The sequence below is a fragment of the Pectobacterium aquaticum genome, assembly GCF_003382565.3.
Lineage (GTDB): Bacteria > Pseudomonadota > Gammaproteobacteria > Enterobacterales > Enterobacteriaceae > Pectobacterium > Pectobacterium aquaticum.
Map to the genome: position 1 here is coordinate 3319423 of NZ_CP086253.1, position 21934 is coordinate 3341356.

A 21934-nucleotide genomic window follows, 5' to 3' on the forward strand; every position below is an offset into this window, starting at 1 on the left:
TATTCGTGGGCATAACTATCTCATAAAAATATTTATGCCCTCTCGAAAATAGCCTTGTTAGCCGTGAGCCAGCAGAACCGCTACTCTGCCTGTGTGACATGGGATCAATACGCGTAATGGAAACAACATCATGGCTATTAGCTCAAACCATCAGGACTTAAGGAAGCGCGATATGAGATTAAAATTGCATCATCTTAATGATTCACGGTCTGTTCGTATCCTCTGGCTGCTTGAGGAAGCGGGGATACCCTATGAACTCGTCAGATATCAGCGGGATGAAAAAACGCATTTAGCACCGGCCTCCTTGAGAACGATCCATCCTTTAGGTAAATCACCGTTGATTGAAGAAGATGGCAAGATCATTGCAGAATCCGGCGCTATCGTGGAATACCTGATCAATCGCCACGCAAAGCACCTAGCCCCGGATGCAAACGCTGCCGAATACATTGACTATCTGCAATGGATACACTTTGCAGAAAGCTCCGCCATGCTCCCAGTTTTATTGAAGATCTTCGGCGAGTTTGAAAAGAACACTGGCACTACACTGAATTTTCTCGAAAATTACGCTGACAACGAATTCGAGAAAGTCTTTTCATTCTTAGACGATTCGCTATCTTCACGGGAATTTATTGTGGGCGATAAACTGAGCGGCGCAGATATTATGCTGGGCTTTGTTATTAACACCGTCGTGGAGAGACTCGTTCCCAGCGAGCGCTTCCCGAATATTCAGCGCTACTCACAGCGCCTGAAAAATCTGCCGAGCTGGCAAAAAATTCAGGCCATTGAATCACGCGCAGAATAAGGGATCAGCGCGAGGCATCACGACATACTTTGGAAAAATTGCCAACGGCCTCGCGCGCCCAGCTTCCCCTCTTCTAATTAATATTAGTTAAATTAAAAATAATTATCATATTAATCAATTCAAAAAAAAGCATTTCAAGTTATATACATCGCCCGATAACCACTATTGACTCGTTGACTAAAAAATGCAGAAATTACCCTCCCATAAGGAAAAAGGATTTATGGGGGCTGGATTATGGACAACATTAAGGAATAAATAATGGCAAATTTGATCTATCTAAAACTCACCGGCATCAAACAAGGTCTAATCTCTGCGGGCTGTTCAAGTGCAGACTCGATTGGTAACAAGTATCAGATCGCTCATGAAGATGAGATTTTTGTTTATGAGTTAATGAATAGAATAACTCGACAGGATAATGTTGCTCTCAATCCCGTAGAAATAAGAAAGCCGATAGATAAAGCCACCCCACTTATTGCTCAGGCATTAGGCGATAACGAAAAACTAACCTGTGAATTTCTGTTTTACAGGACATCACAATCCGGTGGCAACGAACTCTATTTTAAAATGGTGCTGAGAGATGCGGTTATCAATGACATTCAGTTTTTTTATCCTAACTCATTGACACATAATGAAACCCAGCCACAGGAAAGTATTTCGTTCAAATTTGCATCAATCGAATGGGAGCATGTGGTAGCAAGAACCAGTTCTTTCCTCTTATGGACTGATTCGACTTACTAATACATAATTGATGGGCGATAGTGTTAAAATGTCTCTACGCCCTATCAAACACAATAAAATCGGGATAAAAAATGAATGATCAGGAAATGGAAAAAGAACTCTTAGAGAATGGCTTCACTCAGGATGATGTTAACTTCATGAGAAAAATAATCTCTCGTGGTGAGGATAGTGAAGAGACATTATTGATGTTAACGCACACGCTAAAAAACAGATTTCACACCGGATGCTTTTTATGCGTTGTTCTAATTACTATATTTATAGCAATCCTGACTATAAGAGATGACATTATTGTAATTTCGGTATATTTTTTATTTACACTTATTTTTGTTTTTATAGTCTATTATCTTACTCCAATGAAATTAGCATATAAGTCATATAAAATAATAAAAGAGAAAAAACATGAATGACCAAGAGATAGAAAAAGAGCTCTTAGAAAATGGGTTCACACAAAACGATATTGCAAAAATGAGAAATTTAATATCTCGTGGAGGGAATAGTGAGGAAACCTTATCGAGGTTAACACACTCACTGAAAAAGGCATTTTTAAATGGATTTTTCATATTAGCAATTCTTATCTCTTCATTTATTATCAATGCCATATTTAATATCTCCAATGATGGAGTGGAAGTATTGGTTCATTTTATCCTTACAGTATTTTTTATTTTACCTATATATTACCTTACCCCAATGAACTTAGCATATAAATCATATTCTTATCTAAAGAGAAAAAGTAAGATGGGCTGACTCAGCCCATTAGATTAAAGAGAATCATCTTTGTATATATCAGACATTATCCGTATCTTATTTCCAGCCCCAACCATCTTCAACATCAGCGATGCTCTGCTCATCGTGTTTATTTTTCTATAATAATCACTGGGAATATATCGAAAAAGCCGCCAAGCATCAGGTTTTAGTGTTAATTTGACGATACCATAGAATGAAGTGACAAGATCGACTGAGTGATAAGCCAACAGGCCTGATTTTTTATCAAACCCCAGAAATTCTGCCGTACGTATATAGCCAGACTTCATAAATCCAATTTCATTATCATCCCCAATAAGATGGAAAAAACTCTCTATGGATGAACTTGCACCAGTGAAGGCAATGTGAGCACCAATAAATCTCCCAATATATGTTGTTGCACCAGCAAGAATACCAAATCCAGAAACAAACTGAGCACCACCAACCATCACACCAATTGCATTTATTGTATAACCAATTTCCTTCTCTCTTTTCTCCATGTTGATGGTAATAAATACCTTGGCTTTTTCAAGAGAAAGCATTGTTCCCTGTTTTTCAATATTGGCACACTCTTCCTTGATGTTATTAATCGCAACCTGACATTCCGATGAGCTACTGGCATTTCTAACAATGTCCAGATTGCCATTAGAAAAACGTCGAATTTCATCCTCAAATTTTGCTTTAAGAAAGAGATCGTTAATATGACGAGAGGAAACAATTCTGGCCGTTTTTATTAGATCAAACGCGGCGGCCTGAGCCATGGACAAAAAATATTGATTATTAACGCTGTTTCTATTTAGGTAATTGTCCATATTTCGCATCCTTGACGTTAAAGAACATTGATAACCATTAATACCATTCCCTTGGTTATCTGTTCTGCTAATCAGCTAACTTTCAGCCCTTCGGCTCAATCCGTTGCTTTCTCAATTCCTGACGAGCCAGTTGTTTGAACCCATTGCGGAGACTGACACCTTATTTTACTACTGTAATCTTACCCTATGATTGACTTCGGCATTAGGCAAAAATGCCACCCATTATAAGCTCAATAACATTGATTGTTCCCCGATTTGACTTAATCCTCACCTTATTGACCTTATACCTTTTCCGGACAAACTTGCGAGCCGCCTCGCGCGCCTGAGCGATAGAGGAAAAATCGCATACGCATCCCGGTCCCAGTCTGGTAACGTCGTCTGACGCCAAATAACGGCCACCAGTGGTAAGATAGCGCATTCGCGGGTGATGTTTTTCATCCATCAGTCAGTATACTTCTGGCATTCCATTTCAATGCTCAGGTGATGCGCCATCAGCAAGGTTGACCATCAAACCCAGCGCCATCACCTGAACGAACAAAAGCGTTAAAACTGAGTAAAATCAATATGAATGAAGCCACAGAGAAGGACTTCACTGCCCACACACCAATGATGCATTGGTGTGTTAGTACTGATAAATAGAGATTATTTAGATAAAGTCAGTAAAACCTACGCTTTAACCTACACTTACGTAACCAGTTGATTTATCTGTTATTACTACCATGCTGTACTTTAGCTGATTAGTACGTGCGGTTTATTAAAAATCGCATAGTAACACTAAAGGTGAATGTACAGATAAAATGCTAAACTACCTTATCCACTCAGCGAGAACCGTCTCAAGCTTCGCCAACGCCTGAATATGCTTATCTTTTGGTATGCGCACAATATTTTGCAACTTCCACTTAACCGCGGGCAGATGCTGAATCTGATCTTCAGGCGCTAGACTCCAGTCCGGTTGACCACTTTTGAAAGACATCAAAAAGTCATAATCCTGCTGCGTGAATTGTGCTTTGAGGGCGGTGACCATCAAGTTGGGTATCGCATTGAGTTCTTCCAGAGAGACCGTATCGAATGTCATTCCGTTAAATTCATTTGCGTATGGCAAAGAAATATCTTTCCAATGAGGATCTAAGATTTCTGATAACGGGCGCTTATGTCCCAGTAGATAGGTGATGAAACCATTAAAAATGTGGCGATCAATACCTTGCGTTTCGAGTAGCATTTTGACGTCATAAAAATCACGGGGATGTTGCCTATCCAATGCAGCGCAAAGCTTTCCACCATAGAGATCGGCAAGCGATACAACCGGAATAGTAGCAAAACCGAATTCGTCTTCTACCGCTTCAACAACGTCACGTTCTTCTGGAGGATACAGTGTGCCTCGTGCAACAGGCGAAACTTCTATCTTTATCTGCGCCTCCGGAGAAGAAACCACAATGCGCATTTCATCAGGATTATTCGTTTGTAGTACCGCCGAAATACCAACCTGTTGTTGCAGTATTTCAGCAATCCGCGTCAAAGCAGCCCGAACATTTGGCAATGCCACATCTCTGCTTTCCAGCGGAATGTAAGCCAAATCGATATCAACCGACAAACGTGGAAAATCACGGACAAACAAGTTTATTGCCGTTCCTCCTTTTAGTGCAAAGCATCGCTCTGATGCCACTACAGGTAATGCGCTGAGCAGCAACGCAACTTGCCGATAATAAGGTGATTGCTTATCCATGTGAGATCCCTTTGCTAACAAAACGCTCTGGAACGGTGATCTGATATTTTTGATCCAGTTTGCCACCCGATACGATCTGCCGTTTTCCGGCCCCTAACTCAACGTTGGCTTTATCTATTCGCTTACCCCATGCATGAGCATAGTGATCGGCTAGAAACAGATAAAGGCGGTTAGTTTGCACTGCTCGACTAGATTGCAATAATACTTCAACTTTACGCGGACTCAGGTTTACCAGCCCCTGAAACAACTCCGCAGCGTGCTCAAATGAAAGCGAACCAGGGACTGCATTAGCAATCTCGTAAGCCGCTAGTTCCGGCACACTCGCTTTCAACAGCTCCCCTTTAATTTCGATCTCTGTCAGATACTTTTCATCATTCATATTGAGCTTCTGATTAGAAAGTAAAAGCCACTCGACATTGGGGAATTCTTTGAACCACTTTGGCAGAGAAGCTTTATCTTCTACACAGAGCCAAATGGCCTGATGCTTTAAGTGAAGATAATGAGATCGCCCCTGATAAGTCAGGCTAGTAAGCCCCGCCAGATGTACAGAAATCCCAAGCTGATTTTGCAAGCATAGAACGGCATCACTCCACTGCGCTTCACGCCCACTCCGCACGTATACCCCAGCACGTAGCTTTTGCAGCCAGTCGCTGTGCATATACTTATTGGCTAAAGAAGGGCTAATACCGTTTTTTGTCAGCCAAGACTGTAATACCAAAGAGCCCGGTGCAGTGTTCTGCAAAAGCCAGTTTAGTTTTGATGACATACATTCACTTTTGGTTTAATAAAAACATAAATAGTAAACTCTCGAGTTGAAAATATGTCAATAGTGATGGAGAGCAGCCCAACTACACTATGGGGTATGACTGAATAGCAACGGCTTTCGTAGCCATCCTTCATTGTAGGCATAAATATATTAACGTCCGCTGCTCACTCATGTCGGACAAATAGTCCACACGGGAGCCTGACCGCTAACTTTGATCCCATGACGCTTAAACAAAGCATCATGTTCATCCCCAGTTTTTTTGATATTCAACCCAGCGCAGGCCTAGTTTTTCTTTGTCCAGGTTATAAATCAGAGGTGTGATCGTCCTTCCTTCTAATTCAGGAAGTTCGGCTTCAACTCTGAAATGAACTGTCAGTGATTCAGGGTTAACGCCAATCAGGTGACGATCAAACAGCCTGTGCAGGGTTGGTGACAGCAGGATGCCATTAACTGCTCAACCGAAAGTGTGTTTTTGTCTCTGCACCGCTTTGCCATTGCTGCCTCCTTTGCCTGACAGACTTTCTCAGAATGCTCCTGAGCTTTAGTTAATTTACCCGATACCTAACACCGACATTTCGTAAATTACGCCGCCAGTTACGGACACATTTTGTCAAAGATTTAGTAAAGGACAGACTTCCGTTTTCACCCATTGCAGGTCATACGGTTCTTCAACCTGACCGCTTAGTGCCAGGAGCGGAAGTAACGTACGTTAGGATGATTTTTAACCTACAGAATAAGTAATTGATTGATTTAATGTAATCAGTTATCGCTTTTAAGTTATTGCGTAAGGTGATCTCATTACCTCAAAAGCCAGCCAAACACCGTATAGCGCAGGAGCAGCTCCTACTGCAACAACGTAACCTATTAAAAAATAGGCTTTTCGTACCGTATTTCCCGATTCACTCCGTATAGTGTGATTACAAGTCTGACACTACACCCACATAATCGAGTCTTTGCAGGGATGCTTAAACCTCAATTAGGCTTGGGTAAGAATATCAATCACCGTTCCGTTACCCTTGACACTTCTGGTCGGCACGTATATAGCTGAAATAGCAAACTGTATACGGCCTAAATTAATCAGAGAGATACGGTCATTTAATCGCTACTGATATTTTTCCCGTGTTGAGGTTGATGATTTTTCGACTTGTGCAAAATTTTACCCGCATCGGGTATCTGTTCGATCACTTCAGCAAAAAGATTACGTTCACCGTTAGGGGAACATTTTCTCTTCAGGAAAGTGTAATCCCCAAAAAAGATTAAGTTCTCCTTCGCCCGGGAGCATGCGACGTTTAAACGTTTCCAATCAAGAATAAAGCGCAGATTGCCATGGGTTCGCACCACAGAGTACAACACAATTTCGGCTTCGCTTCCCTGGAAGCTATCCACGGTATTGATTCGAATATGATAAGGACCTAACTGGTACTCACCGTTGCTTTCCTCACACACCTGTCCGAGTAGCGTACGCAACAACCTTTTTTGTGCGCCATATGGCGTGATCACCGCAACATTTTTATGTTCAGTACTCTTCTGCATTGCTAAATTGACCAAGAACGTTTTAATCGCCTTCGCTTCTTGATAATTTTTTTTGCTCGTCCCCTCCTGCTCTTCTTTACCCCGGATATCTCTCCATATCAGTGACTCAGGATAAATAAAGCCCGACGTATCTTTAATATGCCCATTGTGCAGTAAACGCTCCCCACCAGGGCTATAGAATAGCCGCGCAACAAGATCACCAATTGGCTTTGGCATACGAAATTGCTCGCTCAGGAAGCGGGTGGATGACTCAGGTAGTCGCGTATAAAGCGTTTCGAAAAAACTGGTTTCCAGGAAACACTTCTGTAAAAACGGCATTTTTTCGGCGGCATCATCCGTCTGTAACAGTGGCGCGACACTGGGAGGTAACTGAAAATGATCGCCGATCAGCACCACTTTTTTCCCCCTGAGCATTGGGATCATCAATTCAGGCACCGTTGAACGCCCAGCCTCGTCAATAATGACAATATCAAAACGTAGCTGATCGATACTCTGCTTACGAGAAGCAAGTCCGACACACGTCGCCCCTACAAGGTTGTTATTGCTCAGCAGCATCCAGATAAGCTCCTGATCGAGGCTGTTCTGGCCGTCTTCTTCGTCGTCAGGCCCTAATACGTCATAAAGCCATCTACAGGCCAAGGCTGCCTGCGCTTCTCCTGCTGCCGTCACTGCTTTTGTAGCAGCAGCCCGACTTTTTTGCACAAATTTATGCTGGCGCTGCTGAATGGTAAACTGACGTAATTTGCCCTCGACCTTATTTTCCGGACCAATACGCAGCAAACGAATCTCTTTGGTTTCTAGCTGTTGGCTATGTGACTCTATAAAGCGATCCAGAGCGTTATCCACCGCAGCATGCTGTTGAGACACCAGCAGAACTCGCGTTTCTGGGCGATAGGCATAAATCTGATGTAACAGTTCAACGATACAGGTGGTTTTCGCGGTACCCGGCGGCCCTTGGATCAGAGCGAGGTATTTTTCGCACAATACGGTTTCAATAACCTGTTTCTGAGCCGTTGTCAGTTGCTGGTTTTGCCATATAAATCCCTCACGCTGCCGTGCTTGCCAGAAACTATCTTGTTCAGCACTGTAGGATGCCGGGGCCAGCAGGATATCTTTTATCCGTGGCTCTACCAGTAAATCATTTCGAAAGGCGTCCAGAGCATCCCGCTGACGCTCTAAGGAAGCGTCCACCAGATACAAACTCAAACGTAACAGACATCGTTGTGGATCGGCATCGTATGCTGCCAGCATCGTTTTCGCCTTGGCCGCAGGCAGACAAAATGTAAATTGGCCGCCCTGCTCAGAGACACTCAACTGCCGTCTTTCATATGATGCCAGGGATTCCAGCCAGTTAAATTGTTCAGGAACCCCCTCTCCCCAGTAAGCAAGTCGACACTGAGGAGTGAATTTTGATTTCAAGACATCTCTGAAAGACTTCAGAAACGCATTAACTGCTGTCGACTGATCTGCCGCGGATCGGAAAACAATGATGACATTATATCCCTCCTGACTGACATCATCGATCGTCCCCAGCAGATGAAACTCATTCTGTTGTTGCTGGTAGTCCAGGACCTCTCCCCACTGAGCAAGCAATCGGGTTTGGGCCAGACGGGCTGTATTATCCTGGCGATGACTAGTGACGTTATTAATAAATCCGATTAATGCTTCCAGAGCGTCAGGGCTGCGTAACAATTGAGTTTCCAGACGTACATCTGCCGGGATCAAGGTAAAGGGTAATTCGTAACCTTCAGCATTAAGCTGGAAATCAGAGAAATGGGTCACCCGCAGGCAGGCCCCTTCAATATCTATCTGACATTCACAACAGACCTGGTTACGGGCAATGGTGATACCACTCTCGCTACTGGACAGAAGAAGCCAGGGTGTGGGATCATCCGCGTACAGCGAGGTTTGCCACTGTTCACGCAATTCCTTAGATTCCAGATAGAGATAGAGCTGCGAATTTTCAACGGTGCCAGGTTCAATATTACCCAACATGCAGATTTGAATTCGACGATTCTTCTCATCCCCCCCTGGAATATCATCCAGTTTCAGAGTGTACAAGTCAGGCCAGGCTTCGATAGTCTGCCCCGGGATTAAATCAATTAAGGGGTTACTCGTCAGTTGACGGGGTAAAAATGCTTTGATCGCCTTACCTTCCGTATTGGCCAGGTAACCCTTGTGCAATTTCTTTTCTATTTCAAACGTCAGGGGCTTTCCGGCGAGGATGTGATCAACATAGGCGATGCCCCGGGCAATACAGCCATAAAAAATCCGACGACCATTTTTGCCTGTTTTTTCGCTCAGGACCTGTATTGGAATGGCATCTCTTTGCTGATAGTTGAGCAACTGACTTTGTTGAAAATCATTGCTCCAGCCCTGCAGCCCCGTATTGTTGGATAAGTGCAGACGGCTGTTGAAAGGTAAATCCGCATCGATTTCGTCGTGCTCAATCAGCAACACTTTACCCGGATACAGCCATTCCGTAGGCAGTGTTGGTGAAGGCGGCTGCAGATTATTCAGGAGAGCCTCAAGCTGTTGTACATTGGGCTCACTCTCCAATGTGGCTCTATGCTTTTGAAGATCGTTTTTATACCAATCAATATAGGCTTTGTAGGCCTGTAACCTCGACAAAGCATCTTCAATTTTACAAAAGGTTTGCTGAAGAGCTCTACGGCGATAGGGGCTGAGCGTCTCTTGTCGAAGTTCAGCCTCGATATTACGCGGTAGGTGGCATAACTCGTCTTCAATTGGCTTGATTTTCGCGAACAACTCCTGTCGATGTGTTTCCAGCTTTGCCAGCGTCTGAGCAGTACTCCGTTTCAGTTGCTCCAGCTTATGTGTCTCACGTTCACGTTCGGCATCACGTAGTTGCTGGTTGCGGTGTTTTATATCATCACGCAGTTCATTATGTCTGCGTTCTTCCTGCTCTGTGGCGGAGTCCAGTACCCAGGCCACTGCTCCTGCAACAAGAGTGATACCGACGGCAATCAAGGGAAACACTTAAATGACCCCGCATTCACTGATCAGAGGAAGGTGTATGGAGACGCTCCAGCATTTCAAGATCTGCTGCTGTCGCGACCCCTTGTCGAATTCTTTCACGTAATAACTCGATAGTTTTCTCTCTCATCTCGTAGTCGTGCATCCATTCCTCATGTTTTTTGTCCGCTTTCTGACGGGAATTTTCCAGCGCCATACGCTCGGTAATTAACTCATCGTGGCGGATGGCTTGTTGCCGAAGGGCTATTTCTACTTCGTTATTTGACAGATGCATATCACGCAAGCTCTGCGCTTTTACCTGCTCGGTGCGCTCTTTTTCACTTGCGAGGCCCATGGCAGCACTAGCAATCTGATTCAAGGAGTTAAACATTTGAGAGACATCAATATCTGGCCTGGTAGAACTGTTAGCGCCGCCAGTTTTTGTCATTTTTGGAGGCTTACTTTTTTGCGGAACCTTTGCGGGCATTTTCATCATCGTATTCTCTTATGAATTTGGCTCATCAAAGGCTGCCACCAGACAGCTTAGCTGGGCCTGCATTAACTTATCGACACTGTTGACAAGTGCGAGGAGTTCGGGAGTCCGGGCATGAGGTTTATGGCGTATCTTTGTTAATTCAACAAACAGAAGGTCCATCGAATTACGATAGCCGCTAATCATGCGTAGAAGTTGCACCGATGACTGTCGGTCACGACGTAAAATAGCATCCAGCGCTTCCAGCCTGTTTTGTTGTTCCTCCTGCCAAACTTGCTGTTCTACCTGCAGTATCTTTCGGCAATTCTCGATTTGTTTGTCGAGGGCCTCTTTTTGAGACTCCAGTTGTGCGGTTATCTCTTTTGCTTGCTGGTAGCGTAAATAGGCACCAATACAATCCATCACCGAGCTAGCGGCATCCATCCATATTGCGGCGGCGTTCAAAGACTTTGCGCCTTTTGTTACCAGCTGAAACAGCGTTTTCCCAGCCCGTAGGTTGCGGGACTGTCGTTCAGTGAAAACATCGCCGAGTAAATTGACATCAAAAAGGGGGACCGTTTTCATTGTTCAGTTTCCGATAGCAACGCCACATTTTTGGCCAGTTCTTCGGCAATCGTCCCGAAACTTAGCGCGAGTTTTCGCGTCGCTGGCGCCAATGAAACCTCCTGGCCGATCAGCGGATCAACTGCGGGTGAAAACGCACGAATTTTTGCCAGTAACTCCGCTCGCGCCAGCATCGCCTCCAGTGGCCATGAACTGGTGGCATCACTCGGCCCGGCAGCATCGAGACTCTCTCCAGTCAGTAGACAAAATGCCTGACTCTGAGGAGCGGGTAGCGAAATGTCAGTCCCTAACCAGGGCGACAAACTGTAATTCAGACGGTAATTCACTATCGGTGCATATAACGATAATGATTTTGATTTTATCTCACCGAGAGGCAACCCTTTTGGCAATGTCAGTTCCAGGTAGCTACAAGATTTAACACTCCGGTCAATTTCCAGTCTGAAATCCCAGGCTTTATCCTGCTGATCGATGACATCATGAAAAGCGACATCGCATAACTGTTTCAACAACGGCAATAGCTCACCCTGGCTATTCTTTCCTGCACTGAGTCGCCGCGTGAGCCGCTGTTGCTGTAAGACACTGAGAATATTCCAGTCACTCTCAAATTCAGGTAAAACTGTTTTTGCCGATACAGCCTCTTTCGGCAGCAGGGCTTCATCACCGAGTACAAACTGAGAAGAGGAATAAGGATCGTAGCCATCAATCCAGAGGGAAAATTTTTGCCCTGCGAGGGTTGCAGCCTGTGCCATGATTTTTCCCTTAGGCGTAAGGGTTCTACTGGCAGGCTCATACCAATCAAGGCCAGCAAGGCGTTCAAGAATCGGCGATAGATGTTCGTTTGACAGTCCGGTAATACGCAGAACATCGTCAATACCGAATCCGTCTGTAGCTAACGATTGAAGAACAAACTGCGAAACTTTACCGAGATTAGAGAGGATCTGGTGGCGCAGGATTAAGGTATATTTGCGAAATGGAATAAATACTGCCAGCTCGGCAGGTAATTGAGAAGCAGCCCGCTCTATATGGGGTTCTGTATCATAACGGACTGGGTTATCCGAACCATGCCCTGGTTTTTTCACCACCACCTCAACCACAACTTTTGGTCTTGCCGATGCAGCGGACACATGAAGAGTCGTTTTTTTTGTGTTTTGTGATGAATGAGTGGGCTGTTGTTGAGTTTGCCCTATTGCAGCCAGAAAAGCACTCATATTAGCAAAAAAACCACTGGACATACTCTTTCTCGCAATCGTTAAGTTACATACAAACATACTGCAGGCAAAAATTAACGTTTGCGTCAGTACTGTAGATATAACTACATGTAACCAAAAATTTTATTCATAAAATGAATAATATAATTTTTTTGAGTCAATACAATTTTTATTCATATCCCTCAGTGTCAGGATAGTTATCATCCTCGCTGAAAATGTAATGATGCAATGGATATCCCTCCCTCAGCGCAAGTCCTGTGTAAGCATTCCTGTTAAACGGACCATTCTCTTTTAGAGTGTGGATTTACCCTTAAAGCAAACTTCCGCTCCTCGCTCAAAGCCGACATGGATCACCTGCTGGCTATGCACATCATGAAAGAGCTTTTCAAATATCTTGTCAAGTTTATCAACCGGGATAAACTTTAGCTAACTGAGTGGCTCCCTTTAATGCTTTTTCTCAATCAAAAGATATGGATGAGACCAGTCCGTAACCTTCTGGTGTGTAACAAACCCATCATGCTCCAGTGCGCACACACCCTTATGGCTGGCAACGTAATCGTATACGGCCTTGCTTTCCAACCCCTGTAACATGTGCGACAACAGCTTCCGGCGCATCACATCTGATTTCCAGCGTTTACGAGTTGCCACATCTTTAAAGGTAATGTTGAATGGTTGCCCCACCGCATTGGTAACGCATTTGCCATAACGGTTGGTTTTAGCTGTGCCTTCGTAATGATCCAACAGCACGGCCAGATCTCGCCTTAAGGGTTTCAGAAGGCGCTTCCAGTGTTCCAGTACTTGCTTTGCTTTTGTCTTACCTAACTCACGGTTCAACAACCGTCTGGTACTGGATTTTAGCGATAGCGTAACGAACCCGGCGTTGAATACGCTGGAGAACCTAAATTGCTTTACCAGCTCCTCCGCGACACGTAACACCCGGCAGATATAGCTCGTTTCCAATACTTTCAACGACTTTGCCGAAATACCAATACTCAGCAGTTCATGGCGAAGGATCTCAAGCTGACATCCCTTGATGTCATAATTATGCCCCCGTGCCAGACACGCCCACTTCATTTTAGACGGTAGACTCTGGAAGCCAGTGCCAACCTCAAAGGATCTCCCGCCAATGCTGGCCGTTTTATACGATTGCCTGTAAGAAACCGTTAACGGTGATTCCTTTACCAAATCTACACCTGTTTCAGCCAGTTGCGACAGGAAGTTAAAAATGAATATTTTGTTCTTATCTGTGGGATGTTTGCGATGATAAGCAAGTAGTGCATCCAGATTGATTTCAAGCGGCTCAAGGTTGTTCCATACACTCACCACGAGTTCCCTGAAGGCAGCGTTAGGGATATCGCGCTTAGACTGCTTATGTTTAGCATCCTGCCCACGGTCAATCGCAGCTCCAATCAGATCATCAAAGGAGTAACTTTTACGCTTGGTGAAAATGTCCGTCAGATAATGGTAGCGATCCTTACGGCTAAGGTATGCCTCCCTGTCATTTCCAAACAACTTATTCAGAAAACGTTTAGAAACAGCATATTCCCGGCACGAATGCTGAGCATTGGAATAACCGGTTAGTTTGATGATTCCAGCCTTTTCAAGTACTTCCATTGCACGCTCATGGGTCGGCCCACTTTTCTTGAATACTCCGGGAAGTTTCTCCCGACCCAACTCAAACGGTACTGGCACAGAATAAGACCATTTCTTACCCACCTGAATCTTTGCTTTTTTCCTGTTCTTACGACTACAGGTAGCGACACAAATAACGTGCTGGAGAAATACTGAAATATTACGATAAAAAGGACGCCGTAAACTTGGCACGCCATTATAAGGAATACTGAAAATAATCTTCTTGAAATAATCCAGCGTTGAATCTGTCACAAGAATATTGTTATGCGTAATGTATGACTTCATAATTCACCTGTATATAGAAACCAGAGCACCATGCCCTGACCCCATTTATTTACAACTGAATTACGCAAAATCACGCGTGAACCCAACAAGGTTCAGATGGTTATTAGATGATAATAATATTGGAGGCTGGAGCCTCATGATAGCTGATACAGGATAATGGCTATAGTATGGATAAACCATATATACAATATATAGAGATACAGTACCTATAGAGCTTAATAGATACAGTAATATACCTGGTAGACTGAAGGAGCGATTAATTCCCAGCTTAGCCAGAATGGGAGTAGCGGTCACCCCCAACGTTACCCGTTATTAGGCGGTATAATAACGGTCAGGGGCTAATAGATTGCGGTGGTAGACGCACGTTATTTCCTGGATTTCACTCAAAACCGCCGATCCTTGCCATCTTCAGGATCCGCAAAACCCATCGCCAGTTTACCCCTACCATTGTACGAGGTGCCAATCTGACGCCCAGCAACACCGGTAGTTAGCTGGTCAACCATAGCAAAACCTGGCAACGTTGGGCGGTTTAAAGCGGAGCTATTTCACAAATGATATATTTCTGCTCTGCCTCTAGCCGAGCAAGCGGTGAGGTGACCGACCTGTAAATCTGCCGAGTGATTCAGTGTGCTACAGGTAGATGATGAACCCCAGGACCAGGCATCAGTTCGTCGACTTATGACCTGATTATTGATGAAAATCGGTACACAGGCTCTGTAACTTCCAGCAGAGTTTAACAACCAGAAACCAAACGTGCCCATAGAATCGCAATCACTAAATCACTTTTTTTCAAAGCGCCAAATATTTTCGTCATCATTAGCCTGTCAGTGCTGAGTAGTGTTGATCGCCCATTTTCAGCAACTATGCGAGTTAACGCATCTACATACCCTCCCGATACCCTCTTTGAACGATTTCAGCGAAAAGCTCATCAACAAACCTTGTTGCGATTATGGGTATTCAGCGACAGAATGGTCACCATGTTGAACCCGTATTTCAACAGATTGCGATCACTTACAACGTAAGGTTAAGAGGCTTATGAATACCGATTTGATGCCCAATTTCTGGAAGCTGTCACATGGCTGGAAGGAGTTCTCATTCCTGGATATGGTCGAATGCATTGATGAAAAACTCGTCTACATCCATCGTACAACCGCTGGTAAGGGACAGTCGTCTGTCAGCCAAGCAGAGGAGTTTGCAAATGCTCCGATTGGTGATTATTTCTACCTAACTCACGGAAACCAAGGGGTGTACCTGCTTGGTCAATTCACAGGTCCTGTTAACTACTTCACAAAACATAGTGGCGGTTGGATGGACAGGCCGTTTCGTCTGATACTCAAGGCCAAAAATCAGGAAAGATACACAGGAGAGCAAAAATGGTGGACGCCAAACGATAACTCTACATTCACGAAAGTGCCACGTCATGAATATGAATTATTTGAAAAGCTGATTTTGACTCCCTATTTTGATGTTGATATGAAGAAATTTCGTAAAGCATAAGACGCTGATATGAAACCACTCTAAATAGGGATCGCAATTATAGATTAATATAGCCACCCCGAAATACATAGCAAAAAAGCCCTCAAAAAGGGGGCCTATGATTTGACACTTATTAATCAACAATAAGTTTATTTATTTCGCTGAGTACAAAACAGTAGCGCCGCTCATAACTTCCGTCAACATGCTTGATCTGGATGGTGCTGAAAGGCTTTTGAGAATCGGATAACATCAGCCCGCCACTGGTCATTTTGGGGAATATGTTTTTCCGAGCCTGCAAGCTAATTAAATTATGAACGAAATTCTTCTTAACAGCGATAACCTGAGTTTTTTTGATAAAATGAATAATAGCCATTTCATTCCTGGCATCCTCTGCGCTAGATTTCGAAAGGTCCAACAATTCATCAGAGGCCATAACTTTCATCAGTGCGTTAGGCAGCATTTCGGTTATCTTCAAGAGTGGATTACATTGATTAGCCACAGAATCAAGATAGCACTTTGATATAGCTTCGAGGATGACCCTAGGTCTGAACGGAAAGACTTTATATTTTGATGCAATAAAACCCGCCGCATAAGCCAGTGCGAACCGACTGGCAATACGCATGTCTATACCGGAGTTCATATCAACGCCATGCTTCTCAATAAAATAGTCCATCTCACTTTCTATTAACGCCTTAAGTTCCTCTGGATCACTTTGCAAATCGGCAACCAGTTTAGCCAGGAATCTGGGTTTTGCCGAACCATAATAACAGCGGGTGACACGCTTTATATCATTCGCCAGTTCGTTACCTGAATTACTCCCTGCTGGCAAACGCTCAAAAATCCCCAACCCACATCCCGCATCAGCGGGAACATCAATGACACGCACATTCTCACCGTTCAGACGTTCAATATTCCCTGCTTCTGCATGCTGTGCAAGACTCAGCTCTCCGGTACTAAATACCCCTACACGCCATTCAGGGACGTTATTTTCATACAGCGCAGACCTTAGCTTTCCTTTCCCTCCGGATAACGTATAAACCCGGTTTTGCATTATCCTGGCCGCAGATACAGGATCCTTGTCGAGTAACTTACTTTCATCAAGGATCAGAGTACTGTCGTTATGCGCAACCGCAATCTCTTCCAGCCCCTTATCTGTATTGCTCCACAATGTCACAATATCCGAAGGCCTGCCTGCTATAGAAGCCATCATCTCAGCTGATGAGCTCTTACCCATGCTACTGGTTCCCCAGAGATGAAAACCTCCACCTTCCATGTTAACTATTTTGAGTAATGGCCCTGTAAAGCCACAGCAAACCGCCAGCATCAGACGAGAGCTGTAGCCAGCCAGACTAGCCACCTGCTCCTTCCACTCTTTCAAAGTGCGCTGCTTCACTTCCTTTGGAAAATGATTTTTGGCAAACGGATTAAGAACCGGCTTATCTCCTTTTATTTCACCAACAATCCTGTCATCTGCACGCAGGTAGACCCCACAATTAAAACCAGGGCTGTTACACAGCATAAAATAGACTGAAACCGATTTAATTACCTCTTCGTAGATAAGCTCTTTATTGTTAGCCAGTAACGACGGTGGATATCCTGCTTTCAGTACAATTTTCATCACCTCATTTTTATTAGCTAGTGCTACATTTGGGATCACTGACTCAATGCATCCATTTGTATTTTCGCTATAAATGCTGACCAAGCGACAGGCGCTGTTGTTTTTCTCATTCATTCGGGAAATGGCAATAAGCTTAACGCCAATACCCTGAAAATCTTTTGTTTTTTTCACTTTCATATACCCACCATTTATTAATCAATTTTTCATTTTTTGACATGCGTAAACTTACTCACACAGAATAATGTGAGTAGTGTTGTATCAACGTTTCAACGGGTTTCTGCATTCCTTTGCGACTGCACTAACCTTTAATCGCTCTTGAAGGGATATTGCTCTCTTAGCTCATCAACAAATGATCACCATAACGTCTCACCTTATACATAAAGGTTAATGTCTGTATTCCCTGCTTATCCATCATCACTAATGAATGAGCATGCTGCCTGGGACGTAATCTGCGTTTTATAGTCCGGCGCTTAGGTTTAATACTCTTATCGTTGATAAATGTAAGCGTGTTTTCTTTATACGATTCAACACGCCACCATATCGTCTTAAATAAATAGCTTATTTGTTTCTCCGGATCATCTATTCCAGTGTCAAACATTGGTCTAGAAATGACGTTCTTTCTTACCGACATATTGCGTTTATTTTTCATCCTATTCCTAAGTTTATTTAATGCCTCCTCTTCATTGAAAGTGATTAAGTGAAAATGAGGTAGCCACAATCCGGTGTCTGTGTGGTAATCCATTTCGAAACCACCTATCACCATATACCTGAATCCACATTCTTTTAACCACCGCTGGAGACGTGCAATCAGAGCATCTGGCGACCATGCGGGTGCTTCTACATCTGTGAACGCATCCTGGTAGAAAACCAATGTCACATTGCGCCACTTGTGTGTCTTGCTGCATAAACGTAGAACTTCACGGGTCATCTTCAACCGATATCGCCTGCGGCATTCCGGGCATGCTGCGCTGTTACACGGGTATTTCGGGTGGCATTCTGTTAATTTTGCACAGAGCGTTTTGTAACGTGCTCCGGTATATGTGGATAAACTGGCTATCCTGAACGCCCTTTCCTTTCTTGCCTGCTCTGGCGTTTCAAAACCCGGTATTGACAACGCCAGCATCTCAAGTTCCTGAGACAGCCAGGCCAACGGGATTCGCCTATTCAATATCAACATTATTCCTCTTTTTTTGATGGCCTCTCATTAATCCATTTATAAATGTCTGCCTCATACCATGCGACAGCACGGCCCCCTGTTACTAATACCTGAAGGGGGAAATTTTTGCTGGCGAGCATCCTGTATAATGTCGCACGGGATATTGCACATAATCTTGTCACTTCATCTATTTTAATTAAACGGCCTTTATTCATAAGTCCTCCTACGTTTCGTTGAGAACATAATAGCGGCCTGAACGATACATACAATAGGCCTTCCTGGTCCATAAATTAGTGTGCCTCTCACATTTTAATAAGGTAAAGAGCAAAGATTGCTTTAATCCGTAAGATGGATTATTTATGTGATAAGCACACGAATGCTTTTTGCTCACCTGCCAAAATAAGATAATATTTTAATCTACCAAAATCAGGAACAACGGAGTTTAAAATGGAAAATATTAAATCAGAAAACACAAACAACAAGTTAGTCGAAAAAATAGTTAAACATTCGGAAGATCCGACTGAAGGAACTCATGCCAGGAAGACAAGAAGGTCCCGAAACGCCCGTTACAAGAGTGAAACGGAGTCAATCCATGAGAAATCGGGCTTCACAACGTTAAAGCTGCGTGTCGGGCAGGGTGTCATGCAAAAGCTGGAGGAAATCTACCGGGATCATCGGGGCTATGACCTGAATGAGACCCGTAAAGATCTGGATGCCCTCAGCAAAGTCGTCAGCTACTGCGTGAGTAAGTTCTATAAAGAAATGTATTTGCAGAAAAGTAAAGGTGCATTGCCTGACATTCTTCCGGCAAAGACACCGCGCGCACAGGAACTGTACGATCTGCATCAGGCTGTTGCCTACAGGGCCTTGTCTGGTTTGCCCCATCAGTTAATTGCCATTGAGATGCAAAACGACAGATACCAGTCTCCCGCGAATATCATTGCCAGTCGACGGGGTTCACGCAAAACGCCATTACCCTGGGATGTTTCTCAGGTTGATGATCTGCTGAGCATTCAGTGGGTAAACGATGAAATCAAGAAGCTTAATGAGAAAGGGATTCAATATCCCCCTATCCAGCCTGCTGCCGTGGATAATCTGAGTGATTCTGGAAAGTGATTTTGTGAAAAAGTGATTGGTGGTGGATTGCCTCAGAACGTGTAATGTTACTGCAACAGCGACTACAGGGGAAATAAACGATGACATTTGATATCGACCATGACGCACTTCGGGCCTCAGTATTCAAACAGCACTATGTTCCTGCTGTTGAATCTATCGGAAAAATTGGGCGTTACTGGTTTGGCGGAACGCGGCAATTAGCCTCAATGGTAGCAACATTACTTGAAGAAAGTGGGATGCCGATCATCTTATATAATGTACCCCCCCGCTGGGAATTCGTGGTTTACCTGGCTGAAAGTGGCGTTAATAGCGATGAATTAAATAAAATTGCTCATCGTCGGCATGAGCTGATTGAACAAGGTGTTGCAGAGCGGGACTTACCTCTTTAGCCGTCACCAGCATCTAACCCGCTTGCTGGCACTGATTTTCATAGCCTCACCACGACAGTCATAGCGCGTCGTCGTAGATATGTCGCTGTGGCCTGCCAGCTGGCGCACGGTATTGATATCCACGCCCTGCTCCAGCAACCGGGTGATGAAGGTGCGCCGCATATCATGCGGGGTAAACCGAGCAATGCCTGACCTGTGCTGTAACTCTGCCAGGATACCCGTTAACCCGGTTGTAGTCAGAGGCTGCCTGGAGGTCTTGCCGTTGCGCTGAATACGGTTAAACAACGCATCCCCGGCCTCTTTCACACCAACAATTTTCAGCCATGCGCGGATAGCCTTATTCACTGCATCCGCTACGTGAATTTCACGGTATTTTCGCCCCTTCCCTTGCCTCACTGTCAGGATACCGTTGTCATAGTCCCGGCGCTCAAGTTTAACCAGTTCCCCGGCCCGCAGACCCGTTCCACAAAGTGTCAGCACAATGGCGATATCACGACAGCGCCGTACCGATTGCGGATGCTGTTTAGCGGCCTGAATCAGTGCCCGGATTTCATGTCTGTCTAACGCCCTTCCCTTACGCTGGATATCGCCGCTCACGCGCTTAACTGACCGGATACGTGCCAACGTTTCGGCATCAAGGCAATTGAGGTTAAAGGCCGTCTGCGCCACGCCCCGGAGTGCTGACAGCGCCATGTTCACCGACGACACGGCGTAACCGTCATCCAGCAATGCCGCACGCACTTTAGCGACGGCGGCGTAGTTAAGTTGCTCCCACGGGTAACCTGCTGCATCTGCACCGCGTTTAAGTATGCTGGCGCTGCGGTTTAACAGGCTGGTGATACCCCGCCACCCCGATGGTGCCAGACCGTTGATATACGCATCGAACACGGTGGTTTGCACCACTGGCGCGGCCTGGCTCAACGCAGCCCTGCTCATGCGTCTAACCCGCAATAACGTACATTAAACCAAGTAACTTTCTGCATCACACCAGCCCTCGTTCAGCCATCGACACCGTTTCAGTCCCGGCCACGATAAAGTGGTCAAGCAACCGTACATCCAGCATTTCCAGCAACTCCTGTAGCTTTTTGGTCAACTGGATATCGCAACGGCTGGGCTCTGGTTGGCCGCTGGGGTGATTGTGAACAAGGATCGCGGCGGCGGCGTTATGTTTCAGCACACGCTTGATAACTTCGCGGGGGTGAACGCTGACCGAGTTTAACGTACCTCTGAACAGGATTTCGCGGTGCAGCAGTTGATTCTGATTATCGAGCAGGATGATGCCAAACTCTTCATGTTCAAGCGGCGCCAGCTCAACCATCACACATTGTCGAACATCATCAGGGGAACAGAGCTGAACGCCACGCTGGTAGTACCGGCTAATAATGTCACGCGCCTGATCGAGGATACGGGTTTCACGCAGGGTAAACATGGTCATATCAGAACTCCCGTTCAATGAAATAAATAGCATCAGGAAACAGCTGACGGCGGGTCACACCAGCACGTAGGGAGAAAGCTTTACGGGGCATTGTTGTACGTCCATTGCTGTCGAAGAAACAGAGCGTTTCCTCATCCATTTTGACCAGAAGAGACCAGTGAAATTGGTCGCTGAGCATAATCAGACGGGAGTGGTCAGAGACATCAAGAAACCGCTGCATTTCCCTGAAAAGTCGTCCGTCGGTTAAGCCACGCTTCGCGGCAAAGGGTTTAGTGATTTCAACCGGGAACTGGCGGCTGTAATACCCTTTCTGCAACACCTGAGCCATCAGCAAGTCGAGCCGATCCTCCCCAATCCCTTCAGTCAGCCATTCATGCAAAGGCCAGTGCTGCTGATAAGCCTGAACAAGCCGGTTCATTAACGGGCGTCGTTTCACCCTGCCGTCATACAGCCAGCTCAGCATGTTAACCA

Annotated in this window: 22 protein-coding genes; 7 read left to right on the forward strand and 15 right to left on the reverse strand. The window is 44.9% G+C overall.

Translation table 11 applies throughout. The features are described 5' to 3' along the window. Window positions 1–172 precede the first annotated feature (172 nt). The 4 genes from DMB82_RS15395 (at window position 173) to DMB82_RS15410 (ending at window position 2284) form a co-directional block, all read left to right on the forward strand. Window positions 173–802 carry a glutathione S-transferase family protein gene (locus DMB82_RS15395; protein ID WP_116156100.1) on the forward strand — a complete coding sequence of 210 codons (630 nt, stop codon included), beginning with the start codon at window positions 173–175 and terminating at the stop codon, window positions 800–802. Between the two features lie 258 nt (window positions 803–1060). Continuing rightward, complete coding sequence (locus DMB82_RS15400) at window positions 1061–1540, forward strand: Hcp family type VI secretion system effector (RefSeq protein WP_010296476.1); 480 nt, start codon at window positions 1061–1063, stop codon at window positions 1538–1540. A gap of 71 nt (window positions 1541–1611) precedes the next feature. Next, window positions 1612–1947: a hypothetical protein gene (locus tag DMB82_RS15405; RefSeq protein ID WP_039557101.1), complete on the forward strand. Its 336-nt coding sequence runs from the start codon at window positions 1612–1614 to the stop codon at window positions 1945–1947. Then, entirely contained in the window at window positions 1940–2284 is a 345-nt protein-coding gene (locus DMB82_RS15410; protein WP_116164557.1) for a hypothetical protein, read from the forward strand. Before DMB82_RS15405 ends, DMB82_RS15410 begins: the two co-directional genes overlap by 8 nt. A gap of 14 nt (window positions 2285–2298) precedes the next feature. Here the strand turns inward: DMB82_RS15410 and DMB82_RS15415 are convergent, their stop codons facing one another. The 9 genes from DMB82_RS15415 to DMB82_RS15455 form a co-directional block, all read right to left on the reverse strand. Next, complete coding sequence (locus DMB82_RS15415; protein ID WP_116156346.1) at window positions 2299–3093, reverse strand: DUF4225 domain-containing protein; 795 nt, start codon at window positions 3091–3093, stop codon at window positions 2299–2301. An 805-nt stretch (window positions 3094–3898) separates the two neighbouring features. Then, window positions 3899–4816, reverse strand: coding sequence for a nucleotidyl transferase AbiEii/AbiGii toxin family protein (locus tag DMB82_RS15420; protein ID WP_105879248.1), 918 nt, complete (start codon window positions 4814–4816; stop codon window positions 3899–3901). Then, on the reverse strand, window positions 4809–5582 hold the full coding sequence (locus DMB82_RS15425; protein WP_044206245.1) for a type IV toxin-antitoxin system AbiEi family antitoxin: 774 nt from the start codon (window positions 5580–5582) through the stop codon (window positions 4809–4811). The genes DMB82_RS15420 and DMB82_RS15425 overlap by 8 nt, the downstream gene beginning before the upstream one ends. Before the next feature lie 244 nt (window positions 5583–5826). Further along, window positions 5827–6024, reverse strand: coding sequence for an HNH endonuclease (locus DMB82_RS20810; RefSeq protein ID WP_105879411.1), 198 nt, complete (start codon window positions 6022–6024; stop codon window positions 5827–5829). A 653-nt stretch (window positions 6025–6677) separates the two neighbouring features. Continuing rightward, window positions 6678–10115: an AAA domain-containing protein gene (locus DMB82_RS15435; protein WP_125176142.1), complete on the reverse strand. Its 3438-nt coding sequence runs from the start codon at window positions 10113–10115 to the stop codon at window positions 6678–6680. Window positions 10116–10131: 16 nt separating this feature from the next. Continuing rightward, window positions 10132–10587, reverse strand: a complete 456-nt coding sequence (locus tag DMB82_RS15440; RefSeq protein WP_105879246.1) for a hypothetical protein — start codon at window positions 10585–10587, stop codon at window positions 10132–10134. Between the two features lie 9 nt (window positions 10588–10596). Beyond that, window positions 10597–11148 carry a hypothetical protein gene (locus DMB82_RS15445; protein WP_105879245.1) on the reverse strand — a complete coding sequence of 184 codons (552 nt, stop codon included), beginning with the start codon at window positions 11146–11148 and terminating at the stop codon, window positions 10597–10599. Further along, the gene (locus tag DMB82_RS15450; RefSeq protein ID WP_116164555.1) at window positions 11145–12380 is read right to left on the reverse strand and encodes a hypothetical protein; all 1236 of its coding nucleotides are present in this window, start codon (window positions 12378–12380) and stop codon (window positions 11145–11147) included. The genes DMB82_RS15445 and DMB82_RS15450 overlap by 4 nt, the downstream gene beginning before the upstream one ends. Before the next feature lie 420 nt (window positions 12381–12800). Then, a complete protein-coding gene (locus DMB82_RS15455) occupies window positions 12801–14273 on the reverse strand; it encodes a hypothetical protein (RefSeq protein ID WP_105879243.1) in 1473 nt (490 codons plus the stop codon). Between the two features lie 1035 nt (window positions 14274–15308). On the opposite strand from DMB82_RS15455, the gene DMB82_RS15460 reads away from it, so the two are divergent. Continuing rightward, window positions 15309–15770, forward strand: coding sequence for a hypothetical protein (locus tag DMB82_RS15460; RefSeq protein ID WP_105879242.1), 462 nt, complete (start codon window positions 15309–15311; stop codon window positions 15768–15770). 112 nt (window positions 15771–15882) lie between these two features. Here the strand turns inward: DMB82_RS15460 and DMB82_RS15465 are convergent, their stop codons facing one another. The 3 genes from DMB82_RS15465 to DMB82_RS15475 form a co-directional block, all read right to left on the reverse strand. Then, entirely contained in the window at window positions 15883–17544 is a 1662-nt protein-coding gene (locus DMB82_RS15465; protein ID WP_105879241.1) for a DUF927 domain-containing protein, read from the reverse strand. Window positions 17545–17701: 157 nt separating this feature from the next. Continuing rightward, window positions 17702–18490 (reverse strand): hypothetical protein, encoded by a 789-nt coding sequence (locus tag DMB82_RS15470; protein WP_228400001.1) that lies wholly within the window; start codon window positions 18488–18490, stop codon window positions 17702–17704. Between the two features lie 53 nt (window positions 18491–18543). Then, entirely contained in the window at window positions 18544–18738 is a 195-nt protein-coding gene (locus tag DMB82_RS15475) for a helix-turn-helix transcriptional regulator (RefSeq protein ID WP_105879240.1), read from the reverse strand. Between the two features lie 232 nt (window positions 18739–18970). Between DMB82_RS15475 and DMB82_RS15480 the strand changes: the two genes are divergently transcribed. Then, on the forward strand, window positions 18971–19639 hold the full coding sequence (locus tag DMB82_RS15480; protein ID WP_116164553.1) for a hypothetical protein: 669 nt from the start codon (window positions 18971–18973) through the stop codon (window positions 19637–19639). A gap of 80 nt (window positions 19640–19719) precedes the next feature. After that, window positions 19720–20028, forward strand: coding sequence for a hypothetical protein (locus DMB82_RS15485; protein ID WP_105879238.1), 309 nt, complete (start codon window positions 19720–19722; stop codon window positions 20026–20028). Between the two features lie 3 nt (window positions 20029–20031). Here the strand turns inward: DMB82_RS15485 and DMB82_RS15490 are convergent, their stop codons facing one another. Genes DMB82_RS15490 through DMB82_RS15500 form a run of 3 tightly spaced genes read right to left on the reverse strand, consistent with a single transcriptional unit; the run spans window position 20032 to window position 21926 of the window. Continuing rightward, window positions 20032–20964: a tyrosine-type recombinase/integrase gene (locus DMB82_RS15490; protein WP_116164551.1), complete on the reverse strand. Its 933-nt coding sequence runs from the start codon at window positions 20962–20964 to the stop codon at window positions 20032–20034. Between the two features lie 46 nt (window positions 20965–21010). After that, window positions 21011–21463, reverse strand: a complete 453-nt coding sequence (gene radC / locus DMB82_RS15495; RefSeq protein WP_044206258.1) for a RadC family protein — start codon at window positions 21461–21463, stop codon at window positions 21011–21013. 1 nt (window position 21464) lies between these two features. Then, window positions 21465–21926 (reverse strand): hypothetical protein, encoded by a 462-nt coding sequence (locus DMB82_RS15500; RefSeq protein WP_044206263.1) that lies wholly within the window; start codon window positions 21924–21926, stop codon window positions 21465–21467. Between the last annotated feature and the right edge of the window lie 8 nt (window positions 21927–21934).